The organism is Acinetobacter sp. NIPH1876 (assembly GCF_022808535.1).
In the GTDB taxonomy this organism is placed as follows: domain Bacteria; phylum Pseudomonadota; class Gammaproteobacteria; order Pseudomonadales; family Moraxellaceae; genus Acinetobacter; species Acinetobacter higginsii.
The window spans coordinates 152,143-178,126 of sequence record NZ_JALGBR010000012.1 but is presented as its reverse complement, the minus strand read 5'-3'; the positions used below and the strand labels follow the sequence as shown (position 1 = coordinate 178,126).

Here is a 25,984-nt window from a genome sequence, read left to right as displayed (position 1 = left end):
TAACCTTTCTAGCCAAATCCTTGTTTCTCAACAAGTTTTTATCTGCATCACCGCCGATGGATGTGCATTCTACAGTATTTCAGTTCACGTGCAAGCATTTTTAGAAAATTAAAAAATCGGTTGTTTTATTTTTAAACTTTAACTGATCTAATTCACTGATTTATATAATTTAAAATTTATTAATTATCTTAAAAGAGAATTTAAACACTCGCCACCAAACATAAGATTATGTTATTTATTGGTTTTTTATGTATTTCGCTGCAACTTTAAACAAAAAACAGATTCTTTTTGATATTTTTTCACCACTTCTCCATCCATAAAGCCATTCAAGAATCCTATTTATCATCCTCTGATGCCCAAAACTTAATCATATAAAAGAAAACAACGGCTTTGATCAAATCAAAGCCGTTGTTTTTATTGTTTGAGTACACTCCTCAATCTAAGGCGTTGTACCTCGAACAATATTCAAGAAGTAAAGATGACGCTCATATTGGTCAATAATGTCTTGGATTAAATCTTCTTGGGTCCAATCCATCACATCATAATTTTGACCGCCTTCTCTTAAGAAAACTTCTGCTTGGAAATAATTGGCCTCATCTTCCTCTGCTCGTCCCAACATAAAACTTGGTGGAACGGTGGCATGTGAGATTACTTTATAAGTGAAGTTAATTTCATGATGATGATCGACATGCAGTTGCAGACCATTTTCGATTTCACGTATCTCCACTTCTAAGTGACGGCGTTTAAATTCACGCTGAATACTTTCAAAGGCCTTACGTACCTGTGTCTCGATATAATGCTGAACTTCAGTTTCTGTATGCGGATAATGCATAATCAAACCCAAGCGTTGCTGCCAACTACGTGGATTATTAATGGCACGTGGTGTAATTCGCGCTTCCTGAATGGCTTTCATCTTGGTGACATCCAGCTTCAAGGCTTTTAACAGACCCCAGCTCATCAACAACATAATAAAAGTAAAAGGCAATGCACTCATAATAATAGAGGATTGCAATGCAGACAGACCACCAACCAACAATAGAATAATGGCTAATGCTGCCATCAACACGGTCCAAAATAATCTTTGCCATGTTGGAGAGTTTTCAGTTTTAGCCGTTAGATAATCGGTCACCAATGCACCTGAATCTGCTGAGGTCACAAAGAAAAGCATCACCAATACAGTTGCCAGCAAACTCATCACACCTGAAAAAGGTAAGTGATTCAAAAACTCAAATAAAGCTACTGATGAATCAGTTTGCACAGCATGAAGCAAACTTACATTATGCTCTTGCATAATACTAAACAGTGCGGCATTACCTAAAAAGCCCATCCAGATAATGGTAAAACCGGTCGGAATCAGTAACACACCGACAATAAATTCACGGATGGTTCGGCCACGCGACACGCGCGCAATAAACATCCCCACAAATGGTGACCATGAAATCCACCACGCCCAATACATAATGGTCCAACCACCAATCCAGCCATTTGGTTGATAGGCGTAGAGGTTAAAGGTCATGCCAAATAGGTTCGACATATACGAGCCCATGTTTTGAATGGTGGTTTGCAGCAGGTAAATACTTGGGCCAGCAATAAAGACAAAGGCCAACAGCACCAAAGCCAAAATCAGATTTAGTTCGGAAAGGCGTTTGACTCCTTTATCCAGACCTAAAAATACTGACATTGAAGCAAGAATACTCACAAAGACAATTAAACCAACTTGAACTTGACTGCTTTGCTCAATCCCAAATAGATAATGTAGACCTGAGTTGATTTGCGTCACACCAAAACCTAAAGAGGTCGCCACCCCGAAAACCGTACCAATGGTGGCGAAGGTATCAATGCTGTCGCCCCAAGGACCATAAATCTTCTTACCGATAATCGGGTATAAGGCAGAACGGGTTTTTAATGGCAAATTGTGGCGATAAGCAAAATAGGCCAAGGCCAGTCCAACCACGGCGTAAATTGCCCATGCATGCAAGCCCCAATGGAAAAAGGTAATTCTTAAGGCTTGTTGTGCAGCGCCTACACTCTCAGGATCACCACTCGGTGGGCTGACATAGTGCATTACAGGTTCCGCTACACCAAAGAACATCAAACCGATGCCCATCCCTGCGGTAAATAGCATGGCAAACCACGAGCCATTGCTGTATTCAGGTTGGCTGTGATCAGGACCTAATTTGATTTTACCACTGGCCGAACAGGCAATATAAATCAGTAAAATCAAAAACACCGCAACTGATAGGACATAGAACCAGCTAAACGAGTCCGTGATCCATTGCTTCAGTTGCTGAGTCAAAAATTCAAATGAACTGGGTGCGATAATGACGATTGCCAGAAAAATCGCAATGATAATCACCGTGCTTAAAAACACGTTTGGATTCACATTCTCAAAATGCGAAGATGGCTTGGAAGGCATAATTCCCCCACGTTATTCTAATGATAATGGACAAGCCATGACGGCCAAAGAAGACATTCACAATGTGAATAAAAGCGAGCTTAAAGCATGTAAAACTCGATACTAATTATAAAAAATGTGAAAAATAAAGCAGTTGTAATGCTGTAACAAGGCTATTCTTTATCATTCGAGTGTTTCGGCACGTGTGCAATATATTGCAACGCAATAAGTCGAGACACCACCACAGCCAAATACATCACCCCACCAAACATTTGCAGCATTGCCAAGACTCTGGCCGCAGGGCTGATCGGGATTAAATCTGATAATCCAGTTGCTGACTGTAGACTAAAACTCAAAAACAATAAATCGAGCCAATGTTGTAAAGCTTGAGGTTGATTGGGATTTTGAAAACTATTCGGCAGGATTAACTGACAGATACTATATAAAAAGGCAAAACCCCAAGCGATGAGGGTAAATACTGCCCCTGCCGCAAACAATTCATCTTTGGTCAGATAGCGATCCGCAAACATATAGCGCAACAAACCATATGCTGCATAGAAATAAGCCAATGCTTCAAAACTATGCGCGATGATCTGAATCATCAAATTGCTATAGCCAATAAAAATCAGGATCGAAAATAAAAAAGCACCACTGACAAAAACCAGTCCCCAAAAGGTAAATACAGGCGTTTGCCGAATCACTTTAGCGATGATCAACAAAGCCAAAACACCCAGCGACCAAGTTAAGGCACGAAATTCACTGTCGCCTGTGGTCAACATATATAAAATCAACAAGGCCAATTGAACCAGCAACAACCATGCTGATGGAAGTAAACGAAAGCTCTGCCAGAATTGTTTTAAAGTTTGCATATTATTATTCCTAAGTCTTGTTCTAGTTTTCTTATCGATCGCATCATACGGCATCTAAAAAAGAAATAATCATTTTCGAGAGTTCTTGTTGCAATCGTTGTTCTTCAATCAAAAAGGTATTTTTACTGGCATAACGCATCATGGTAAATAAGGTGCTGTTAATAATTACAAAAGACTTGTGCTTTAAGGTCTCAAAATCCCAATGCGGATAATAACGCCCAAACAAATACATGCCGATTTCCAAGAAGTGTTGCTCCAATACCTGCGCCGCTTCCGATTCACTATAGGCATGCCAGTTTTTTAATATTTCGATAAAAAAACCTTGATCGGATTTCAAAGATTCAAAGCCAAAAGCAATACTTAATGTGATGATGTCTTGAATAGAGGTTTGTTGTTGTAGCATCACCAACTGTTTTACAGCTTGCCCCAAGCTTTCACTTTTACGCAATAATAATTCTGCGATGATTTGTTCTTTATTTTCAAAATACTGATAAATCGATCCAACACTGACACCTGATTTTTCAGAGATTTTAGGTGTGGTCACCTGTAAAACCCCATATTCAGAAATACATTTCTGTGCCCCTTCCAAAACACTTTCCACAATCATTTTGGCACGTTGCTGCTGTGGTCGTTTTCTCATAAACAGACTCGACTGAAATGCGAATTGAATGCGAATAATTATTCATATTAAGCTTTGATTAAATAACAATCAGAGGCTTTATGCAATGCAAAGCATGGTTAAACCTAAACGCTTGGCTGCGTTTGAAGACATGAGTCAGTCCAATCTCAAAACCAAGATTCTCAGTTATATGACCCATCAGCAGGTACAGCCTAGTTATGCAGAGTATCAGGCACTGAATACCGCCCTACAAAGTGGTGATGCGCCGATGGATCAGTTGCTGCTCTGGGTGTTACAAAATCCGAAACAGCATCGTAAATACTTTGAAACGGCGCTATATCAAGGCCTCGATCAATTGCCACATGAAATTGCTGAACTCACCACCTTTTTTCAGCAAGTGGAACAAAAGCCTGCGTGGTATGAGCAAGCCAAAGTCGATGAAGCACTGAAATTCACCTATCGCTTGGGAATAAATAACGGTCTTATCCTCCGAGATTTATCCCTAATGACCGGCTATATGTACCCTGGTTTTAACCAACCTTTGGTCTTGACAGGCGCATTAAAAAAACAGGCAGGTACACGTTTGGCTGAAACCACCAAATGGTGGGTGGATATCACTGAACAAGGTGGTTTTGAACGCTTTAGCAAAGGTTTTACCTCCACGATTTTTGTGCGATTCATTCATGCCTTGGTCCGCCATCAACTGCAAAAATCAGAGAAATGGGATGCCGAGACTTGGGGACTCCCCATTAACCAGTATGATCAGGCCATGACCAATATTGCCTTTAGTGGCGTAGTACTGATTGGTATTCGTGCTCTGGGGATTTTTCCGAGTACGCAAGAAGTCGATAGCTTTTTACATTTCTGGAAATATGCAGGTTGGTTGATGGGTGTTGAAGAAAAATGGTTAGTCAATCATGAAGCAGATGGCTGGAAACTGATTTACTGGATGCAATTTGCACATCCGCAATCGGATACCAGTAGTATCTCGCTCGGCTCCAGCCTTTCCAAAGAACCATTCGAACGAAAGTACCGTTATCTACGTTCTTTCCAACAAAAACTGGCTTATAAGCAGCATTTAGAAATTACCCAGTTCTTTATTGGTCGCAAGAAAATGCAGAAGCTCGGTTTAGCGCCACAATCAGCATCTTGGTTTGCTTATTATTTAATTGGTCGAAATTTAGCGCTGTATACCAGTGCCAAACATATTCCAAAATTAAACAGCTTCCTTGAACACAACGGACGTCATCTGCAACGCATTGGCTTGTCGTTATACCGCAACCAAGGGCAGCAACTGGCCAGCATGCATCAATAAGTCATAAAAAAAGCCCTCAATCAATGAGGGCTTTTTTTATGACTTATTGATTAGTGATCTGACGCGCCAGACGCACCGATCCCTGTCATTGAACGAACAAACTGAGCATCAAAGGCTTTACGCTCTTTCTCTGCACGTGCTGACTTGTCTGTTACAGAGAAGAACCAACAGCAAAGGAATGAGAGTGGCATTGCAAATAATGCTGGGCCATTGAATGGGTTTGGCGCAGTTTCAGAAATTGCCAACGTATCCACCCAAACGGCTTTAGACAGAATGATTAGGCTCACCGCACCAACCAAACCAACTACACCACCAATCACTGCACCACGTGTGGTTAAGCCTTTCCAGAACATGGATAACACTAACACTGGGAAGTTTGCACAACATGCTACAGAGAAGGCCAAGCCAACCATAAAGGCAACGTTTTGCTTCTCGAACAGAATACCCAAGATCATAGCAAAGATCGCTAAACCTAAAGTTGCGATTTTTGACATCTTCAATTCAGACTCAGGTGTAGTTTTACCTTTTCTGAACACATTGGCATATAAGTCATGTGAGATTGCAGATGCACCTGAAAGGGTCAAACCAGCCACTACAGCAAGGATTGTTGCAAACGCCACTGCCGAGATAAAGCCCATGAACAAGTCACCGCCAACAGCATCACTTAAGTGAACCGCAGCCATGTTGTTACCACCGACTAACTCTAATTTACCTGTCACTGCTGCTTTCGCCACATCAAGGAATTGAGGGTTGTTTGCAACAAACAGAATCGCACCGAAACCGATAATGAAGGTTAACAGGTAGAAGTAACCAATAAAACCTGTTGCAACCACAACTGATTTACGTGCTTCTTTCGCATCTTTTACGGTAAAGAAACGCATCAAGATATGCGGCAAACCTGCTGTACCAAACATCAAGGCAAGACCAAGTGATAACGCATCAATTGGATTGGCCGCGAGTTTACCTGGCCCCATGATTTTTGATGCTTCTTCCCAACTCATGCTATGCGCTTGGCTATACACACCAATGGCTTGGTTAAACATATTGGTAAAGCTAAAGCCCACTGCTTTCATCACCATAAAGGCCATAAAAGTCGCGCCACTGAGTAGCATCACCGCTTTGATGATTTGTACCCAAGTTGTTGCCAACATACCACCGAAGATCACATAAGCCATCATCAATAGACCGACAATCACCACGGCGATGTTGTAGTTCAAACCAAATAGCAGTTTGATCAACTGGCCTGCACCGACCATCTGTGCAATCAGATAGAACGCAACCACAACCAATGAACTGAAAGCAGCCAAAGTACGCACAGGTTTTTCTTCCAGACGGAATGACACTACGTCTGAAAGGTTATATTTCCCTAAGTTACGTAAACGTTCGGCGACAAGGAAAAGTACGATTGGCCAACCCACCATGAAGCCCAGTGAATAGAGCAAACCATCGAAACCCGAACTGAATACCAGTGCCGAAATACCCAGAAAAGATGCAGCTGACATATAGTCACCCGCAATGGCTAAACCATTTTGGAAACCACTGATCCCGCCACCAGCGGTATAGAAATCTTGTGCAGATTGAGTTTGCTTTGCCGCCCATTTGGTAATGAACAGGGTAAAACCGACAAAGATCGTAAACATGATGATCGCATGCCAGTTGGTTGCCTGCTGCTCTGCTGCACCTAAATCAGGGCCTGCAAATGCGACACTCGAACAACAGAAACTTAGCAGTGCGAATAATTTCGCTTTGAATGATGTCCCTTTCATCTCAGTGCATCCCTTTTTCATGTGCAATGGCCTCAACTTCCTTGAGGGCTGCTTCATTCAGTTGGTCAAGTTTAGTATTGGCAATATAGGAATACACACCACATAAGATAAATGACAATACGATAATGCCTAAACCAAGGGGAATTCCCCATGTGGTCACACCACCGCTAAATGAACTTGCTAAAAATTCTTTGTTATAGCCAACCAAAAGCATAAACCCAACGTAGATAAACAGCATGATTGCTGTTAATGTCCAACTTAATGTGCGCTTTTTGCTGACCATCTCTTGAAACTTTGGATTTCGTAGAATTCGATCTACCTGTGAATCATCCATAATTGACTCCTTATTTTTGTGTCCAACCGTGGACCCCTTTTTCACATGGGATTTTTCATTATCCAAAGTAACAAGATTATGCTTGACTCGTAACTTAGACTTTGGTCTCTAAATGACAATCTCTACTCCTTGCGATACCTGCACTTCGGGTATGATAAAAAATGGAATTTGATCACGTGAGCAATATGAACAGTTGGCTTATTCTTGGTGTCCTTGCCCTGTATATTGTGCTGTTATTCGGCTGCGCTTTTTTTGGTGAAAAACATGCCAGCCGTTTAAGCACCCGCGGTCGTATGCTACTGTTTAGTTTGACTTTAGGGGTCTATTGCTCATCATGGACCTTTTACGGTGCGACGGGTGCTGCGGTACGTCAGGGGGTTATTTTTCTACCGATTTATCTTGGTCCCTTGCTGTTCATCTGGTTTGGTTATGACATCTGGAAACGCTTAGGCCGGATTCGTCAACATCATGCCATTTCTTCGATTGCCGATTTTGTCGCAGCACGTTATGGCAAAAGTGGTAGCTTAGCTGCATTGGTAACGATTCTTGCCGTGATTGCGATCGTGCCTTATCTGGCTTTGCAACTACGTGCCATTGCCCTCAGTGCATCCGTTATTCTTGAGCAAAATGCGCATATCCATACCACCACCAATAGTGTGTTAGTGCTGACTGCGGTACTGGCGATTTTGGCGATGATTTTTGGCACACGCCATATTGCGCATACCGAACAGCACGGCGGTTTAATGTTGGCCGTCGCATTTGAATCCTTTGTTAAATTATTTGCTTTGCTCTGTGTCGCTGCTTTTTTCTTATTAAAATCGCCTGATAATATTAAACAAGTCAGTAGCGACGTCCATCAGCATTTCCATGACCTGCAACAATTGGGTGTGCCTGAAACCTTTTGGGTTCAGACCTTATTGGCAGGCTTAGCCATGATTTGCTTACCGCGCCAATTTCATGTGGCCGTGGTGGAATTACGTGATGAAAAGCATATCCGTGGCGCACGACGCTGGTTCGCAGCCTACCTGATTCTCACCGTGATTGCGATCATCCCAATTGCCAGTTGGGCTTTACACTCTTTACCAGAATCATTGGGTACACCTGATATTGCGGTATTGGCTCTGCCGTTAAGCTATCAACAAGAATGGTTAGCTTTATTGGCCTTTTTAGGAGGCTTTTCGGCTTCAACGGGGATGCTGTTGGTGGCTTCAGTGGCACTTTCGATCATGCTCAGTAATGACCTGATCATGCCCGCATTATGGCGCTTTAAAATCATTTCTCGTCATGATCAGCACCTACCTCGCGTGCTCAAATTGACCCGCCGCATTAGTATCGTCAGTGTGATGTTGCTGGGTTTTTTATTTTTCCACTTTTTTAATGATATCAATCAGCTGTCTGTATTTGGTTTATTGGCCTTTAGTGCGGTGGCACAATTCTCTCCAGCTTTAATCGGCGGACTTTATTGGCGTGGGGCAAGTCGCCAAGGCGTCTATGTCGGCCTACTCATGGGCTTTGCCATGTGGAGCTACACGCTACTGTTCCCAACAGTATTGCGCAGCCTGCCTGATCATTATCAAGAATTTGCACAACATCTGTTATTGTTTGGTCCCTTTGATATTAATGGCCTACGCCCTGAAGCCCTACTTGGATTTGAATCTTTTGCCCCGCTTACCCATGGTGTGCTGTGGTCACTAGGCCTGAACGTGGTGCTGTATATCTGGGTATCTCGTTTGTATCGTCCAAGTGTGGCTGAACAAATTCAGGCGGAAAGCTTTTTCTATTATGAAAGTAAACCTCTGCCATCGGCTCAATCCAATACCGATCTAACTGATCTACACTTGAATGCTGCACGTCTGAAAGTCGGGGACTTATTGGCCTTGGCTAAACGGGTCACAGGGGATAAGCCAACCCTTCAAGCCTTCCAACAGTTTTGTGAACAAAACCATGTGGTTTTAAATGAAAACCATGTCGCCAATGGCATGTGGTGGCGTTTCACTGAGCAGTATCTAGCAGGGATTATTGGTGCCGCTTCTGCACGTACCTTGCTCACCACCGCGATGATTAACAATGGCTTGGCACTCGGACAAGTCGCCAATATTCTCGACCAAGCCTCACAATGGCAGCGTTTTAATCAGAACCTACTCATGACCATGATCGACCATATGACCCAAGGCGTCAGTGTGGTAGATAAAAATATGTGTCTGGTGGCATGGAACAACCAATATTTAAAGTTATTTGATTACCCTAAAGATCTGGTCTACGTCGGCTGTCCGATTGCAGATCTGATTCGCTATAACGCGGAACGTGGTGAATGTGGTCCCGGCCCTGTCGAGCAACATGTGCGTAAACGACTGCACTGGATGAAAGTCGGTAGCGCCCATGAGTTCGAGCGGATTCGTAAAGATGGTCTGGTCATTCAGATGCGTGGTAATCCGATTGAGGGTGGTGGTTTCGTGACCACTTTCGCCGATATTACCGCCTTCCGAGAAAATGAAGCAGTGTTGGAGGAACGTGTCAGTGATCGAACTCAGCAGCTTGCCAATGCATTGACCGAGCAACAACTCGCGCTAGAACAAGCCGATAAAGCTAATCAATCGAAAAGCCGCTTCCTTGCCGCAGCCAGTCATGACTTATTACAACCCATGCATGCTGCCCGTTTATTTAGTACCGCTTTAGAGCAAAGTGTGCATTCAACGGAAGACCAACAGACCTTGCAACAACTGGATCGCGCACTCTATGGTGCAGAAAGTATGCTCTCTGCACTCCTAGATATTGCCCGTTTGGAAGGTGGAACAATCCAGCCAAAACGCCAAGCTTATGCACTGCATGATTTATTAAATGATCTGGAATTACAGTTCAAATCGATTGCTGCTCAACGCAATATTCAACTGTCTGTTCACGACACTAAATTTTGGGTCGATACCGATCCGCAATGGATGCGACGTATTATTCAGAACTTTGTCAGCAATGCATTACGTTATACCGCTCAAGGTCGTGTGGTGGTCGGCGTGTTACGTTCTGCACAACGTCCGAAGCATATTCGTATCGGAGTTTGGGACACGGGACCCGGTATTCATGAACAACAACGCCTGAAACTGTTCCAAGAGTTTGAACGCTGTGGACATACTTCACCTTGGGGTGAACAAGGTCTAGGTCTCGGACTTGCCATTGTACAACGTATGACCAGCCTGCTTGATTTTCCTGTGCATGTCTATTCTGAACTAGGTAAAGGCTCTTGTTTCATGATTGAAGTACCACTCGCTGAAGCACCAAAAACTCAAATGGCAATACCGCATGTTCCAGCACTGCAACATACCGCCTATAAAGTGTTGTGCTTGGACAATGACGAAACCATTTTAGAAGGTATGCGGACTTTACTCAGCAAATGGGGCTATCAGATTTTTACTGCAACAGAACCTGAGCAAGCACTAAGACTGATTGAACAAGAAGATATTCAGGTCTGGCTGATCGACCAGCATTTGAACCATGATCAACGCGGTCTAGACTTCATTGAGCAACATCGACTGGCCCATATTCCAGTAGCACTAATTACCGCAGATTCTGATCCAGAACTCCCACAATACTTAAAACAGCAGAATATTGTGTTGTTGAGAAAGCCACTCAAACCTGCGGGTTTACGTGCGTGGCTTTCTGGTTTAAAAATCATGCCCATGCAATAACTAGCAAAATATTTTGCAACATAGGCCAAAATGATCAAAAAAATGCACTTTGTTCGATGATGAATTGACCAAAGTGCTCAAATCATTATTGACTATGGCAAAAACGTTCACTTACATTAGTGAACATTTGTACACTTACTTACAATTTAACAAGTGATTGTTTTTATTATTGAATTTTACCCTTAAAATTACATCTACAACTTTAGTCGTATTCTACTTGTTTTCTCGATACCGCATAAATTGATCAAGTTCAACGAAACCTAGACCTCGGCTTGTTGGGTTTCTCATTACAAATTGTCAAAAAGGACATTGATCATGAATAACAGTCACCCCACAACAGACCATAGCTCACAACAGTTTTATCGCCAATACAGTGCGAATGCCTTGTTACCTGAACTGGACTGGCAAACCATCTTTGTGCACAGCAAATTGGATGAAACACATTTACGCGCACTGAATACGCTTTACCAAGCTGCTGTTCCACTGGCACTCAATGTATTTAATCAACTCAATTTTGATGTATTTGTACCTGCAGCTTATCACCCACAAGGTCTTGGCTTATTTGCAAAACTGGCAGAGCAAGAAGATTCTTTCTTAGAAGCACTTGAAGCAGAATCATCCCATCTTGATCATGAAACACGCCATCAAATCTGGAGTATGCTGTTACGTGGTGGTGCTGTCTTGGTATTTAAAGCATGGTTAGGACATGCCAAAGGTGGTGAAAACCAACTGGATAAAACCCAGTTCGATGAACTTTCGGATTTACTGTTTATCAAAACACGCCCCGAACAATTAGCACAACGTTTAAAAGTCGATACCAACGCCAATTTGACGCATATTTTCTTAATGTATGAAAATGATGTGTTCTTAGACCATTTTAATAGCTTGGAAACCGCGGCTTTATTTGTTGATTTAGGCGTTTATGATGCCGCATTTTTAAGTCTGCGTGATGATCGCGTCGCAGAATATCTCAAAGCCAAAGGCTATGTGACCCAAGAACAAATCGATGACTTGCAATGTGCATTGAATCCATTGTACTGCGATAGCTTAATGCCAAAACAAGATTGCTTGGCTTAACGCTAAAATAAAACAAGGTGGCTCAGCCACCTTGTTTTATTGTTGCTTAGAACTTCATGCTCATACGCATCCAATAATTGCGACCGGTATTATTGAATTGCTCCTCGCTGGCAAAACCAAAACCTGAACTTCCCGCTTTATTCAAATGCTCGGTATAGGTCTTATCCAAGACGTTATCTACCCCTACAGAAAGATCGACATCTTTATTCAGACTATAACTACCATTCAATGAAATCGTTGAGAAACCTGCACTTGGTTTCAAGTCATAACCCACGATATTACCTTGATGCAAGCTGATGCGATTTTGCTGATCCACCACACGCCACAACATACCGAGCGTATATTTATCAGCAACATAGCGCAGATTAACCCGACCTTCCAAAGGTGCGATTTGTGGTAACGGGGTATTGTCCGTGGTATTTTTCCCCCACGCATACATCGCACTCACATCTGCTTGAATGTGATCGGTAAACTGATAACCAATACCTGCCTCAGCACCCGCAATGGTTGCATCCACATTCTTCGCGCCAGCAGTAATGCCACTGCTGCCATGCCCGCCATGTCCACCTGCATGCATATGGCTATGATCGTGATAATTCATCAGAATATAGTCATCAATCAGCCCTGCGTATGCCGACACCCATGAGTTAAATGCCCCCTGCTGCTGAGTAAAACCCAGATCTAACTGCAAGGTTTTCTCTGGACGTACCCCATTAAAGGTATTGCTCGAACCTGCATTACCATGTTCAGGGCTGAATAATTCCCAATAATCTGGCATACGTTCAACATAACCCAAGCCCACATAACTGTTCACGCCATGCTCGGCATTTTGATTTTCCAAACGGACAAACGCACTGGGTAAGGTTTTTTCAAGCTGGGTATTGAAACCTTTAGCTTTAGAATCCGCACGCTCATCATCAACAGTGACTTGGTCTACGCGAGCACCTGTCACGATCTTGTTCTGTGGGTTTAATTGATAAGTCAACTCACCAAAAGCACCATAAGACTGAAACCGCATATCCTGACGGAACGGCATGTTCATCTTAGGAGATACCATGCTGCCACCATGTTTATTAAACTGAGAATCGACCCCAGTGATTAAGCTCCATTGATCCCATTCAGAGGTCATCGCCAAACGTGAGTTCAAGGTACGGCGTGTCACTTGCATAGCTGCTTTATCTAGATACATTTCATGAGTTTCATGATCATGCTTCAATTCTGGCTTACGCAAGCTAAAATTATCCATGATGTGGTCGTTATAGCTGTAGTTCACCTGAGCTTCAATTTTCTTGATTACATCAGTGACATTTTTTTTCTCAAAACGTAGACCTAAACTTTCACGGGCGAATTGTGCCCCATCCATTCCACGCCCAGCATATTCAGCCTCACCATCTGCTTTACCACCGGTCAACTCCAACCAAGTGTTTTCATCTGGGGTCCAGCCCAATGCAACATCGGCATTCCAACGTTCCCATGAAGACGGTATGGTGTTGCCATCGCCATCTTGATAACTATTCGATTCAGAACGATTGGCATTTAAACGGATATATTTTTTCTCATCACCAATCGCCGCTTCAACATTCTGGTCTAAGCGCCCAAATGAACCCCACAATACACTCGCCTGTCCACGATAGGTTTTTTCTTTAGTGAGCTTTTCAGGTTCACGTTCAAAAATCACTGTTGCTGCTGAACCAGTATTGGCATATTGAACCGTTTGTGGCCCTTTAATCACTGAGATTCGATCATAGCTTTCAGGAGAAATATAAGAGGTCGGTGCATCCATACGCGCAGGACATGCACCAAGGTTCTCGGTACCATCGGTTAAAATCTTGATGCGGGAACCAAACATACCACGAAAGGTCACATCTCCATTGGTGCCACCGCTTTGTATTGAGTTAAACCCCATAATACTTTGTAGATAGTCGGCACCATCTGTCGCAGGGATGGGTTGAATCGGTTTCTTCGGATCAGCTTGCACCACCAAACCATTGCGCTCATTCGGTTGTTGTGCCGTGACCACAATCGGTGCCATTGAGACATGTGCCTGCTCATGCTGAACAGGTTCTGCCCACGCCATTGCGGTATTTGAAGCAGCCAAGATCGCAACCGTTAGCGGTTGTAATAAAAATTTAGGTTGAGCCATCATCGGTCTCTCTTAAAACATAGATAAAACAGAGTCAGAGTTCCAAAAAAACCCTAACGAAAAGAAAGTTTTAATTTATGCAAAGAGTGGCGGAGCCCGCCCTTGAGGCAATAAGAACAACCGTTGCAGTGCAAAATAAACATGCTTAAAGGCTTGTTGATACGCAACTAAACGGACTTGGATACGGACCAGAACCTCTTTCACCCCCAATTCAGGCGGCAATACCAGATTGGCATAGACCGTACAGTACTGACATTGGTGGTTAGGATCGTGATGATCATGTTTTGGCATCGACACTTGAACATGTTCAAGTTGATGCGCATGCTGCAGAGATGCATGGACCGAATGGCTGTGCGAAGCTTGTAGCTTAGGCAACAACAACGCCTGAGTAATGGTTTCACAGACAGGCGCGATTTGATATTGCTTCGGAAGTAACGGCTGCAAGAAAACCGCAATCTGCAAACAGACCGCGGTTAAAGCAAGCAGCAAGCCACAACGAAACAAAGAGAACATCTTTAAAAAGTGTCTATCGCTTAACGTTTGACGGTTACTTTTTCTTTTTCACGTTGGCGAACCACTTTTTCCACTTTCTCACGTGCACGTTGACGCTTTAAAGGCGATAAATAATCAACAAAAAGTTTGCCATTTAAGTGATCCATTTCATGTTGGATACAAACAGCGAGAAGTTCGTCAGCTTCTAACACAAATGCTTGACCTTCAAGGTTAATTGCCTCGATTTTTACGCGTGACGGACGCTCAACTTTGTCGTATATTTGAGGCACAGAGAGACAGCCTTCTTCATACGGCTGAGTATCTTCGGTCAGTGGAATGACTTTGGGGTTAATGAACACCATTGGTTGGTTTTTCTCTTCAGAGATGTCCATAACAATAAGCTGAATATGATGATCAACCTGAGTTGCCGCTAAACCTATACCCGGTGCCTCGTACATGGTTTCAAACATATCTGCTGCAAGCTGACGAATATCATCAGTGACTTCTTCGACTGGTTTGGCGATGGTACGAAGGCGGGGATCAGGAAAACTTAGAATAGGTAATAAGGCCATACAGTCGTCCTCACTTATGCCATTGATCAAAAAACCAACTAAAGGGAATACTTGATCAAAAAATTGTGTGTAAAGTCGTTATTATAACGCAACTACACACATAATTTTTAGGAATTATGATAATGAAAAAGGTTTTAAACGGCATACACTCATTTCATGCCTTGGGGTTAAAAAAACAACTGATTGCCGCTGCAATTTGTGCGGGATTAGGCATGAGCATTAATTTCGCCCACGCAGCCAGCCCAAATGTCAGTCCACCTTCAGTGAAAGTCGGTGCGCCACATGTTTATGTGGTGAAAAAAGGCGATACGCTTTGGGATATCTCAGGGAAATTTTTAAGTAAGCCTTGGCGCTGGCCAGAAATATGGGCAAGCAATAAACATGTGAAAAACCCGCACTGGATTTATCCAGGCGATCGCTTACTGCTGTGTAGCTTGAATGGTAAACCATTGATTGGTAAAGATGAAGGTGATGGTTGTGATGGGATTATTCGTCGCTATACCGGCAACACCTCAAATTTACGTCCTCAAGTCCGTGTTGAGGCCTTGAATAATAGTGTTCCTGTCATTCCTTTGGCTCATATTCAACAATGGTTAGAGCGTACTTCGGTTCTGCCAGCAGACGCGATTGCCAATACCCCTTATATCTTGGGCACAGCAGACAACCGCGTACTTGCAGGTAAAGGCCAAAGTGTTTATGTGCGTGGTAAAGGTCTTGAAAACGGTCAACGTTATGGCGTATTCCGTGAAGGTGAGCCGTACATTGTATTAGACCAAAATGGCAAGAAACAGAATCTTGGGGTTGAACTGACGCAAGTGGCTTCGGCTGTTGCCATCCGCAATGAAAATGACATCACCACAGTTGAGCTCACCGATAGTTATAACGGTGAAGTTCGTCGTGGCGATCGGGTGATGGCTGAACAGGATGCCATGCTACCGACTTTATTCTACCCAATTGATGCCAATCAGGTAAAAGACGGCGGCAAAATCATTCGTGTGATGGGTTCAATTGGCACAGCAGCCAAAAATGGCGTGGTCACCGTTGATCGTGGTACCGCTGATGGTGTTGAAATTGGTCAAGTATTCAGTGTCTATCAAGATGGTGAAGTAGTCAGAGATCCAAAGACCAAGGAGAAAGTGAAACTCCCTGGACAATACCTAGGTAGCGCCATGATCTTTAAGAGTTTTGATCGTATCAGCTACGCCTATATCCTTGAAAGCGAGCTACCGATCAAGCTTGGCTCGGATATTAAACCACCTCGATTAGATGACTAAGTAAACGCCTATGTTGAATCAATTATCACCTCATCACTATCACACTGTGTTGGTGTGGTACTTGGTTCAGCATTCGCTGTCGAGTTTCAGCAAAATTCAGCAGCACTTTGGTGGTTGTGAACATGCAACACAACCGCATCGTTTCTCAGAATGGTCACAACTGGGCTTACACGCCAACCACTTAAAACGTTTAACCGAATTTCAAAGCCCTCAGGGTCAACAACTATTCCAACAACTACTTGATCTGGTTTGCAAATATAGCGATTTTATTTTAACGCCTGAAGATCTGGGTTATCCCACTCAGCTCTTACCTTATGCAGATCGTCCTCCCATTTTATTTGGTCAAGGTCAGGCACAAGCCTTATTACAACCACAGATTGCCATGGTGGGCAGCCGTAAACCGAGTCCACATGGACGCCAAGTCGCTTATGATTTTGCCTATTATTTAAGTGAAAAAGGCTTTTATATCAGTAGTGGTTTGGCACACGGTATTGATCAGGCCGCACATCAAGGTGGATTGGCACATCAACGAACCATTGCAGTGACGGGTACAGGCCTCGATAGCGTCTACCCTGCTCAGCACAAACAACTGGCACAACAAATTACCCAGTCTGGAGCCATCGTAACTGAGTTTCTGCCGACCACGATGCCCTTACAACAACATTTTCCACGGCGCAATCGTATTGTCAGTGGTCTTAGCCTCGGTGTCTTAGTGGTAGAAGCGGCATTGAAAAGTGGTTCATTAATCACCGCGAATGAGGCAGCAACCCAAGGTAAAATGGTATTTGCAATTCCTGGGCATATTTATAGTGAACACCATCAAGGCTGTCATCAACTGATTCGCGAAGGTGCGATTCTAGTCGATCATCCCGAACAGGTCATTGAAGATTTAGCGCTACCGACGCAATGGCAAGCCCAACAACACCCAACTAATGAAGCCAGTGCTGCTCCTCCGCCAAGCCTACCCGCACATTTGATTGCGTTGTATCAGAGTCTGGACTGGATTGGACAAGATTTGGATCAACTGGCGCTGCGCCATCCAATCACGATTGCAGAGCTGACCGCCCAATTAATGGAATTGGAATTACTCGGTTTATGCATGCAACAAGCAGGACGCTATTTACGTTGTCGCCCAATGCATTAAACTAGTCGTACTCTCTCGTTTTCACATACATCTCATGATTACTTCCTCTATTTCTGAAGCAGCTCAACTTTTAAAACAAGGACAAGTTCTAGCTTATCCGACAGAAGCAGTTTGGGGATTGGGTTGTGATCCCTTCAATGAGCAAGCGTTTCAGAACATTTTAGAACTCAAACATCGTCCCGTTGAAAAAGGCGTGATCTTATTGGCTGGGCATTTAGACCAAGTTGAACATTTACTGCAAGGTTTGAGTGCTGACCTGCGTCAGCAAGTGATCGCCAGTTGGTCGAATCGTCTTGAGACAGAACGTGCTACAACGTGGCTACTCCCTGCTGATCAAAGTATTCCAACATGGATCAAAGGCCAACATCCTTTGGTCGCAGTTCGTGTCACGACACATCCGCTGTGTATGCAGCTATGCCAGCAATTTGGCGGCTTTATTGTCTCTACCAGCGCCAACCCAGCAGGTCTCTCACCCGCACAAAGCTTAGAAGAAGCACAGCATTACTTCAAAACTTCATTACATTATCTCGAAGGTGATTTAGGGTTGAGCCGAGAACCAAGTCGCATTTTGAATGCACAGACAGGTGAAGTTGTTCGCGCCTAATTAGGTGAATAGCGGACAAAAAAAAGCTCAGTTATATAGGGATAACTGAGCATAAAAAGGATGTGTATAATCACATCCAGAGGGTTCGTAAATTTGGTGAGCAACTTATTCATTCTAAAAATGAATCATCTTGCTGTGGTTGCTATTATGAGGGAATCGTCTCATTTATACAAATATATTATTTATCTAACAAAAAGTGTGAAAAGCGTACCAATTTTGTCACTTCATCATTTTCAATAAAATTATATTTATATTTTTATTCAGCTTTTTTTTGATCATAAATTTAGTAAATCTTAAAAATATATTTGCAAATCATATAGAAAGAACAGTCATCAAAAAATATTTTTGGTGCGTTTGTTGATATTTTAAACAAACGCACCATCAACTTTCACATTTAGGATGCAGATTCAGCCAGCGGAGCCAATGCTTTAACCGTTTTCTTCTGCGCCATAATGATCCCCAACAGGATCATCAGACCGCCAATGGTATGATAAATCGTCCAGTGCTCTGACAACCAGAAACTGGCAATAATCGCAGTAAATACTGGCATTAAATTCATGAAAATACTGGTACGATTTGGGCCAATGGCCTGTACTGCGACCATCCATAATAACGGGGCAATTAATGAAGGGAACATGCCCGCATACAGAACACTCGCAGCATTCTGTGCATTAATCCCATCTAGGCCAAACCAGAGCAAGAATGGGACGTGATACAGCAACGCAAAACCAATTTGTACATACAAACTGCTTAATAAAGGAAGCTGTAGCTGCCATTTTTTCAAGAACACGCCATAAAACGCATAGAAGCCTACAGCCAATACCATGACTGCATCGCCCCAGTGCCCGCCTTGATCAAATAAGTTTGACAGGTGACCTTGGCTCATCACATAAATCAAGCCTGCAAAAGATAAGAGACTGCCAAAAATGGCAAAACGATTCGGTGCATCTTTTAAAATAAAATAAGAGATAAAGATGGTAAAGATCGGGACAAAGGCATTCACAATGCCCATATTGGTCGCCGTGGTATAGTGCGCCGCGGTATAAGAAAGACCTTGATACAACACCATACCAAAAGCACTAAGTACGGCCAATTTAGGAAGGTATGGCACAATTAAACTGCGCTGTTTCCATACTTTCGGTAACATGAACGGCGTTAAAATCAGAAAGGCGACTAACCAGCGGTAAAAACTGATACTGACGGGTGAAATATAGTCCGCCACATAGCGTGTCACCGCAATATTCAACGACCAAATCAAAACCGCAATCAAAGGCAATACGAAGGCCCATTTCTGGTATTTACTCAACTGACCCATCATTTTCTCACCATATCTCAGCAATGAGAGTATTGTGGAAGATGTCCAAAATAATTGAAATATCGTATTTCAGACATTTATATCGCAGTCACGACATCGTGGCTTAAAACAGCTCCCACCCGCGCATCGCGTGTTCAACCACCTTATGAAGTTGTGCAACAGTCGCCCCATCTCGTGCTTGAATGGTTAGACCTTGCACAACTGTTGCATAGAAGTCGGTCATTTCCTGTAAAGGCGCTGTTGCTGGCAAATCACCGTTGGCAACGCCCTGCTCTAAACGCTCAAACAGTTTTTGCTTGGTCTGCAAACGTTTTTCCAGAATATTGTGTTGCACCGCCTGTGCATTGTCCGAGCAGTTCATGGTTGCAACAACCAACATACACCCTGCTGGTTTATTCGGTTGAGCCAAACGTTTAACGTTGTCATATAGATAAAGCTCAAATGCAACTTTGGCGGTTTTGGCTTCTAAAAAAATAGGAACAATCGGACACGCTTCATGGGCCAAATAATAATCGATGCATTTATAAAACAGCCCAGCTTTATCACCAAAGCTACTATATAAGCTCGGTGCAGTCAGCTCTAGCGCTTGCGTTAAATCACTGATCGACGTGGCTTCATAACCATGCTCCCAAAATAGCAACATGGCTTTTTCCAAAGCCTGCTGCTCGTCAAAACACTTTGGACGGCCACGCTTTTTTTTCAAGCTGTCATCACAGGGTGTTGGCAGAGGATCAGGTGCATTTGTCATAACAGTCACAGGTATTTTCATAACGATCACTATCAAATTAATTGACGCAGCAACATTAATCAACTATTTTATTTTATATCGATCGTTATAAAAAATTACTACTTTTCAATTTTATTGTTATCTAACTAACAATAAAGGGAATTTTTATGGAAAACCCATCTGCAACTGACCTCAGCTCACTGGAGTCAAACCCCTCGCAAGGGAACTGGCTCGCATTGCTCTCTGTTACATTCAGCGCTTTTGCCTTGGTCACAGGTGAGTTTCTTGCGATTGGTGTACTCAATGACATCGCACGGGACTTTCAAGTCTCGGTTGGAACAGCAGGTCTAACCGTTTCATTGACCGCAATCGTCGGTATGTTTGCGGCAGTGCTGATACCAATTTCGGCGAAGACACTGGATCGACGCACTCTGTTACTGATGCTTACCCTATTAATGATTGTTGCCAATCTTCTCACCGCATTTGCGCCTAACTTTATCCTGCTGTTAGTCGGACGTATCATTCTGGGCGTTGCTGTTGGCGGATTCTGGGCCACTGCCGTCGCCTTAAGCGGTCGCCTTGCACCACCTCATTTACCTATTGCCAAAGCAACTGCTTGGGTGGCCTTCGGAGTGACCTTGGCCAGTGTATTGGGGGTGCCGATGGGTACGTGGTTGGCTCAGTATAATGGTTGGCAGACCTCTTTCACTGTAATTTCACTGATGGGGGTATTCCTGTTTATCTTCCAATATCTATATCTGCCTCAACTCAAACCCGCCTCTTCATTGCGTTGGAAAGAACTTCCAATCCTGTTGCAACATCCTGCAGCGCGTAAAGGGCTGATCATCTTTATTTTTATGGGCTTTGCACATTTTGCAGCTTATAGTTATTTTTCTGCCTTTTTTAAACACCAGCTAGACTTCTCTGATGGTCTGATTAGCCGTTTACTGCTGGTCTATGGGATTGCAGGGATTTTTGGCAATATTTTTGCAGGCTATCTGGGTCAGAAGAATATCCGTTATACCTTTGCAGTCAGTGCTATCACCTTCTTCTTTGCCTTTCTCTGCTTACCGCTGTCTGGAGCACATGTCGTCTCTGCAATCATATTAACTGCTTTATGGGGCTTCGCTTATGGCATTATCCCAACCGCAGTCAATATTTGGATGTTTACACATGCGCCTGAAGCCGTTGAAAAAGGCATGCCAATGGTGACATTGACCTTTTTAATTTTGATTGCGCTGGGCAGTATGTTTGGTGGCATTATCGTGGATTATTTTAATGGTACGGTCTTATTTTTCGCCATGCTGCCATTGGTCCTCTGTTCTCTGGTGTTGATCTTTACGCTAGCACGAGGTCTGAACAACCCTAAAACCCATTATCAAACGCAAGGATAGATGCAGAGATCAAACAGGGTCCTCTGCTTAGATATTTCTTCTATTCGCATCATGACTGGTCGCCTCTACACAACCTGTTAAGGCGACCCTATTGATTCATTTCCGTTTCCACGTGGCTTTCCCAAGCTATGCATATTTATCATAAGCCTTACAAATATTTTTATAACGATCACTATTAAATTAATTGACGACCTTGCATTTATCTACTATTTTATTTCATAACGATCGTTATAAAAACTTAATTTATTCTTAACCCTTTTGTCATCTTAATGACAAATAAGGAAATTCACATGGAACAATCCTCTTCCTCAGATGCACGACCCATCGAAACCACGCAAGGTAGTTGGTATGCAATTTTAGCTGTTGCCATTGGTGCTTTTGCATTGGTGACCAGCGAATTCTTGCCGGTAGGCGTATTGAATAGTGTCGCAGCGGACTTAGATATTTCCGTCGGGACTGCAGGCTTAATCATTACCTTACCTGGGGTGATGGCAGCAATTGCTGCACCACTATTACCTATTTGGGTCAAACAACTTGATCGTCGCTATGTATTGATCTTATTGACTGCAATTATGGTGATTGCCAACACCATTACGGCATTTGCCGATAACTTCAATGTGTTATTGCTCAGTCGTCTAGTGCTCGGAATTTCAATTGGTGGCTTCTGGGCAACCGCAATCGCGCTCAGTGGTAAGCTTGCACCCCCACATTTACCCATCGCCAAAGCCACTGCAATTGTGATGGCAGGTGTTACTTTTGCGACCGTCCTCGGTGTTCCAATCGGGACATGGCTCAGTGAATTCTATGGCTGGCGAAGTGCTTTCGGCATTACTGCGGTGATTGGACTACTGGTTTTGGTTCTACAAGTGATGTTCTTACCAAAACTGAAACCTGAGTCTGCCATTCATTTACGCGACCTACCTGCATTATTGCGCACCCCCAAAGCACGTAGCGGCATGTTAATCGTATTACTGATTGGTCTTGCGCACTTCTGTGCCTATAGTTACTTGGCACCCTTCTTTAAAAATATTGCTGGTTTTAATGGGACCACCATTAGCTCATTGCTTCTGCTTTATGGTATTGCAGGTATTTTTGGTAATGCCTTTGCAGGCTATAGCGGCAATTTAAATGTACGCTATACCCTTGCCTTTGTCGGAATCTGTTTTGCAATCGTGTTCTTTGGCTTCCCAATCTTTGCAATTCATGAGTTTGGGGCAATTGTATTGACAGCCTTATGGGGTTTTGCTTTCGGTGCTTTCCCGACCTCAGCCAATATCTGGATGTTTGTGCATGCTCCTCATGCCGTGGAAAAAGGCATGCCTCTGTTCGTTGGCATGTTCCAAGTCATGATTGCCACAGGTTCACTACTCGGTGGTTATGTGGTTGATCATTTCAACGAAAATATCTTAATTTATGGTGTAATTAGTTTTGTTGCCTTAGCTTTGATTAGTATCTTCACTTTGGCCAAAGGCTTGAATAACCCGAAAGTGACTTTCGAGAATTAGAATGAGATCCTCAAATGAAGCATGATGTTGCTGAACAATTTCCCTTTTTACATGGTATAGAAGTGCACGAATTTCTATATCAAAAAGATGATATTGTCACACCTCATTCTTCACTTTGGGGTGATTTCAATTTCAGTTTGAATGGAACTTTAGAGTTTGATATTGAAGGTCAATACTACCTATCACCACCTAGTTATGGATTATGGTTACCCTCACGAACCGAACACCAATCACTCCCTGTTGAGCATGAAATTCATTATATTTGTATTCGCCTACATCCAAAGTTTGGCGATTTTTTAGGGAATACTTGTCGTTGTTTTAGTATCGAGCCTTTCTTTCGGGCATTGGTACTGCAAATTTTAGAGCAACAAAAACAAGCTGCGCCCCCTGAATATCTCGAACACCTGCTACAAGTGCTGTTCGATCAGCTCAAACAAGCACCTGCTTACTCACATTATTTACCCCAAAGTAGCCATCCCATTTTATCGCCAATCTTAGAGAAGCTGTCTGATCCTGAGTTATTTAATAGCAGTTTACAGCAGGTATTACAGAACTTTACCGTGAGCGAGCGGCATGTTCTACGTTTGAGTCAACAAGAGTTACAACTGTCGCTGTCAGAATGGCGTAATCGCGCCAAGATTATTTTTGCCATCAACCAAATCCGCCAAGGGATGACCATTAAACAGTTGTCCTTTGCTTTGGGCTATCATCACAGCTCCAGCTTTATTGAGTTCTTTAAGCGCTATACAGGGCAAACACCGATTCAACTTAAAAATGCTTCTCTCTGAAATAAAGGCTTGGTTTTTCTGATTATTTGTATGGATTCATATCAAGAGCATTGCACTCTGCGGCAATAGCAGTTAAAACAAACGGGTATTGTCACAACAACAAATTAGGACGTATTCCATGAGCCAATCGGTTTATCACATTCCTGTTAAGGACATCAAAGGTCAAGAAGTCGATCTCGATCAATATCAAGGCAAAGTCCTGTTGATCGTTAACGTAGCATCAAAATGTGGTTTAACACCACAATATGAAGGTTTGGAAAAACTGTATCAAGCCAAAAAAGATCAAGGTTTAGAAATTCTTGGTTTTCCTGCGAATAACTTCTTAGAACAAGAGCCGGGATCAAATGATGAAATCCAGCAGTTCTGCTCACTGAACTATGACGTACACTTCCCTCTGTTCGCAAAAATCTCTGTTGCGGGTGAGGATAAACATGCCTTATATCAAACCCTGACCCAAGCGATTCCAGAGCGTCAAGGCGAAGGTCCATGGTGGAAAGACTTGGTCGATTATGGTTTAACGCCAAACAACCCACCAGAAGTGTTATGGAATTTTGAAAAGTTCTTAGTGAATAAGAATGGTGAAATTGTTGCGCGTTTTGCACCAGATATTACTGCGGATGACGAGCGTATTGTCAGCGCGATTGAAGCTGAATTAGCGAAGTAAACTTGAGAAACATCTATAGAAAAGAGCATTTGATCTGCTCTTTTCTATTCCAAACCTAGAAAGCCCTTCGTCACCCTGCATTTATCAAACTGTTGCTGAATTGCAAAAATCACTTCTTTCTCCACACTTTCTGATTATAGTGACCATCTCTTATAATCTGGTGTCGTTCAGCCATGATGGAAAATCTATCTCTCAAAGCCATTCTCTCTGTATCTACACTTGCAGCGGCATTAACGCTCACTGGTTGTGACCAAGCCCCTCAAGAGAGTGAACAAGCTGAGCAAACAACTGCGTTTGATCAGACAGACACAAATTCTGAAAATGAAGAAAGCGCAACATCAGTCACTCAGGATACCCAAACCTTAAGTCGTGGCAATATGTTGAACATCGCCCGTGATATCGCTAAATTGCAAATCGAGACTGATGATTACGTGACTCTGCTTAAGCAATCACAAACCAATCTTGAACAAGCGATTCAAGATAAAAATGTCCAAACTTTACAAAGTACCACGGCTACACTCAACCAAGAGTTGAATGGTTTACAGGATGCCTTACTGGCACTTAATTTAAAAAGTACGGAAGTGGATCAAATTCGCCAAAGCTTATTGAGTGCAAATCAACAGCTGCTGAATATGCCGCTATTACATGGTCAAACCGATCTTTCAAAAATTGATTTTGCCAAGATAGAAAAGCAGTTTAATACGATTCAAATGGATATGGTAAAACTAGCGACCTTAGTGTTGGGAAATAAAGACGAGTCAAATACTTAAAAGCATCGACTGTTTAACTTCAAATTGAGGTTTCAAAAATAGATGAGACATAAAAAAGCCACCTTACGGTGGCTTTTTTATGTCAAACCTGCAAATTACAATGCGCGGTTTTTCATCTTACGAATCGTTTCGAGCTGACCTGCAATCTCAGATAGAGATGCGAGTGCAGCAGCAGAGTCCAGGTCACTCTTTTGATTTGCTAGCAATGCTTCAGCTTGTTTACGAGCATCCAAAATTGCAGCTTCATCTAAATTGTCAGCACGAACTGCAGTATCTGCAAGTACGGTAACAACATGAGGTTGAACTTCTAACACACCGCCAGATACATAAACGATTTCTTCTGTACCATTTTCCAACTGAACACGAATCGGGCCCGGTTGAAGTAAAGTTACGAGTGGTGCATGCCCTGGTAAAATACCAAGTTCACCGCCCGCACCTTTTGCGATTAACATCGTAACTTGTCCAGAGTAAATTGACTCTTTAACACTTACGACATCACACTGCATAGTCGCCATGAGAATCTCCTTAAATTAGAGT

22 protein-coding genes are annotated in these 25,984 nt (G+C 43.0%); 11 read left to right on the top strand and 11 right to left on the bottom strand.

All coding sequences use genetic code 11. The features are described from left to right. Positions 1–439: 439 nt before the first annotated feature. The 3 genes from betT to MN869_RS14640 form a co-directional block, all read right to left on the bottom strand. The gene (gene betT / locus MN869_RS14650) at positions 440–2,416 is read right to left on the bottom strand and encodes a choline BCCT transporter BetT (RefSeq protein ID WP_243308475.1); all 1,977 of its coding nucleotides are present in this window, start codon (positions 2,414–2,416) and stop codon (positions 440–442) included. A 152-nt stretch (positions 2,417–2,568) separates the two neighbouring features. Further along, the gene (locus tag MN869_RS14645) at positions 2,569–3,264 is read right to left on the bottom strand and encodes an ion channel (RefSeq protein WP_243308473.1); all 696 of its coding nucleotides are present in this window, start codon (positions 3,262–3,264) and stop codon (positions 2,569–2,571) included. 43 nt (positions 3,265–3,307) lie between these two features. After that, the gene (locus MN869_RS14640; protein ID WP_243308472.1) at positions 3,308–3,904 is read right to left on the bottom strand and encodes a TetR/AcrR family transcriptional regulator; all 597 of its coding nucleotides are present in this window, start codon (positions 3,902–3,904) and stop codon (positions 3,308–3,310) included. Positions 3,905–3,989: 85 nt separating this feature from the next. On the opposite strand from MN869_RS14640, the gene MN869_RS14635 reads away from it, so the two are divergent. Further along, positions 3,990–5,198 (top strand): oxygenase MpaB family protein, encoded by a 1,209-nt coding sequence (locus MN869_RS14635; RefSeq protein ID WP_243308470.1) that lies wholly within the window; start codon positions 3,990–3,992, stop codon positions 5,196–5,198. A gap of 50 nt (positions 5,199–5,248) precedes the next feature. Here MN869_RS14635 and MN869_RS14630 read toward each other — a convergent pair whose 3' ends face one another. Then, positions 5,249–6,964, bottom strand: coding sequence for a cation acetate symporter (locus tag MN869_RS14630; protein ID WP_171552429.1), 1,716 nt, complete (start codon positions 6,962–6,964; stop codon positions 5,249–5,251). A gap of 1 nt (position 6,965) precedes the next feature. Beyond that, positions 6,966–7,298, bottom strand: a complete 333-nt coding sequence (locus MN869_RS14625; protein ID WP_004656466.1) for a DUF485 domain-containing protein — start codon at positions 7,296–7,298, stop codon at positions 6,966–6,968. A 185-nt stretch (positions 7,299–7,483) separates the two neighbouring features. Here MN869_RS14625 and MN869_RS14620 point away from each other — a divergent pair, with 185 nt between their 5' ends. Both MN869_RS14620 and MN869_RS14615 read left to right on the top strand, forming a co-directional pair. Beyond that, the gene (locus MN869_RS14620) at positions 7,484–10,978 is read left to right on the top strand and encodes a PAS domain-containing hybrid sensor histidine kinase/response regulator (protein WP_243308468.1); all 3,495 of its coding nucleotides are present in this window, start codon (positions 7,484–7,486) and stop codon (positions 10,976–10,978) included. Between the two features lie 315 nt (positions 10,979–11,293). After that, entirely contained in the window at positions 11,294–12,055 is a 762-nt protein-coding gene (locus tag MN869_RS14615; protein ID WP_243308466.1) for a hypothetical protein, read from the top strand. A gap of 46 nt (positions 12,056–12,101) precedes the next feature. On the opposite strand, the gene MN869_RS14610 is transcribed toward MN869_RS14615, so the two are convergent. The 3 genes from MN869_RS14610 to def form a co-directional block, all read right to left on the bottom strand. Further along, positions 12,102–14,198, bottom strand: a complete 2,097-nt coding sequence (locus MN869_RS14610) for a TonB-dependent copper receptor (RefSeq protein WP_243308492.1) — start codon at positions 14,196–14,198, stop codon at positions 12,102–12,104. A 75-nt stretch (positions 14,199–14,273) separates the two neighbouring features. Further along, complete coding sequence (locus MN869_RS14605) at positions 14,274–14,711, bottom strand: DUF2946 family protein (RefSeq protein ID WP_243308464.1); 438 nt, start codon at positions 14,709–14,711, stop codon at positions 14,274–14,276. 20 nt (positions 14,712–14,731) lie between these two features. Beyond that, positions 14,732–15,262: a peptide deformylase gene (def, locus tag MN869_RS14600; protein WP_005319693.1), complete on the bottom strand. Its 531-nt coding sequence runs from the start codon at positions 15,260–15,262 to the stop codon at positions 14,732–14,734. Between the two features lie 122 nt (positions 15,263–15,384). Here def and MN869_RS14595 point away from each other — a divergent pair, with 122 nt between their 5' ends. Genes MN869_RS14595 through MN869_RS14585 form a run of 3 tightly spaced genes read left to right on the top strand, consistent with a single transcriptional unit; the run spans position 15,385 to position 18,284 of the window. Then, entirely contained in the window at positions 15,385–16,536 is a 1,152-nt protein-coding gene (locus tag MN869_RS14595) for a LysM peptidoglycan-binding domain-containing protein (protein ID WP_004802007.1), read from the top strand. A 10-nt stretch (positions 16,537–16,546) separates the two neighbouring features. Continuing rightward, the gene (gene dprA, locus MN869_RS14590) at positions 16,547–17,680 is read left to right on the top strand and encodes a DNA-processing protein DprA (RefSeq protein WP_243308462.1); all 1,134 of its coding nucleotides are present in this window, start codon (positions 16,547–16,549) and stop codon (positions 17,678–17,680) included. A 34-nt stretch (positions 17,681–17,714) separates the two neighbouring features. Then, a complete protein-coding gene (locus tag MN869_RS14585; protein WP_243308454.1) occupies positions 17,715–18,284 on the top strand; it encodes a Sua5/YciO/YrdC/YwlC family protein in 570 nt (189 codons plus the stop codon). Between the two features lie 394 nt (positions 18,285–18,678). On the opposite strand, the gene MN869_RS14580 is transcribed toward MN869_RS14585, so the two are convergent. Together MN869_RS14580 and MN869_RS14575 are read right to left on the bottom strand one after the other, a co-directional pair. Then, a complete protein-coding gene (locus MN869_RS14580; RefSeq protein WP_243308490.1) occupies positions 18,679–19,599 on the bottom strand; it encodes a DMT family transporter in 921 nt (306 codons plus the stop codon). Between the two features lie 103 nt (positions 19,600–19,702). After that, a complete protein-coding gene (locus MN869_RS14575; RefSeq protein WP_243308488.1) occupies positions 19,703–20,347 on the bottom strand; it encodes a TetR/AcrR family transcriptional regulator in 645 nt (214 codons plus the stop codon). A 146-nt stretch (positions 20,348–20,493) separates the two neighbouring features. Between MN869_RS14575 and MN869_RS14570 the strand changes: the two genes are divergently transcribed. The 5 genes from MN869_RS14570 (at position 20,494) to MN869_RS14550 (ending at position 25,447) form a co-directional block, all read left to right on the top strand. Beyond that, entirely contained in the window at positions 20,494–21,720 is a 1,227-nt protein-coding gene (locus MN869_RS14570; protein WP_243308452.1) for an MFS transporter, read from the top strand. A gap of 290 nt (positions 21,721–22,010) precedes the next feature. Next, positions 22,011–23,225 (top strand): MFS transporter, encoded by a 1,215-nt coding sequence (locus tag MN869_RS14565; protein ID WP_243308451.1) that lies wholly within the window; start codon positions 22,011–22,013, stop codon positions 23,223–23,225. 14 nt (positions 23,226–23,239) lie between these two features. Next, positions 23,240–24,013 (top strand): helix-turn-helix transcriptional regulator, encoded by a 774-nt coding sequence (locus MN869_RS14560; RefSeq protein ID WP_004801994.1) that lies wholly within the window; start codon positions 23,240–23,242, stop codon positions 24,011–24,013. 118 nt (positions 24,014–24,131) lie between these two features. Beyond that, entirely contained in the window at positions 24,132–24,677 is a 546-nt protein-coding gene (locus tag MN869_RS14555; RefSeq protein WP_004801991.1) for a glutathione peroxidase, read from the top strand. Between the two features lie 173 nt (positions 24,678–24,850). Beyond that, positions 24,851–25,447: a hypothetical protein gene (locus tag MN869_RS14550; protein WP_243308450.1), complete on the top strand. Its 597-nt coding sequence runs from the start codon at positions 24,851–24,853 to the stop codon at positions 25,445–25,447. A gap of 95 nt (positions 25,448–25,542) precedes the next feature. Here MN869_RS14550 and MN869_RS14545 read toward each other — a convergent pair whose 3' ends face one another. Then, the gene (locus MN869_RS14545; protein WP_004801986.1) at positions 25,543–25,962 is read right to left on the bottom strand and encodes a F0F1 ATP synthase subunit epsilon; all 420 of its coding nucleotides are present in this window, start codon (positions 25,960–25,962) and stop codon (positions 25,543–25,545) included. Positions 25,963–25,984: the final 22 nt, after the last annotated feature.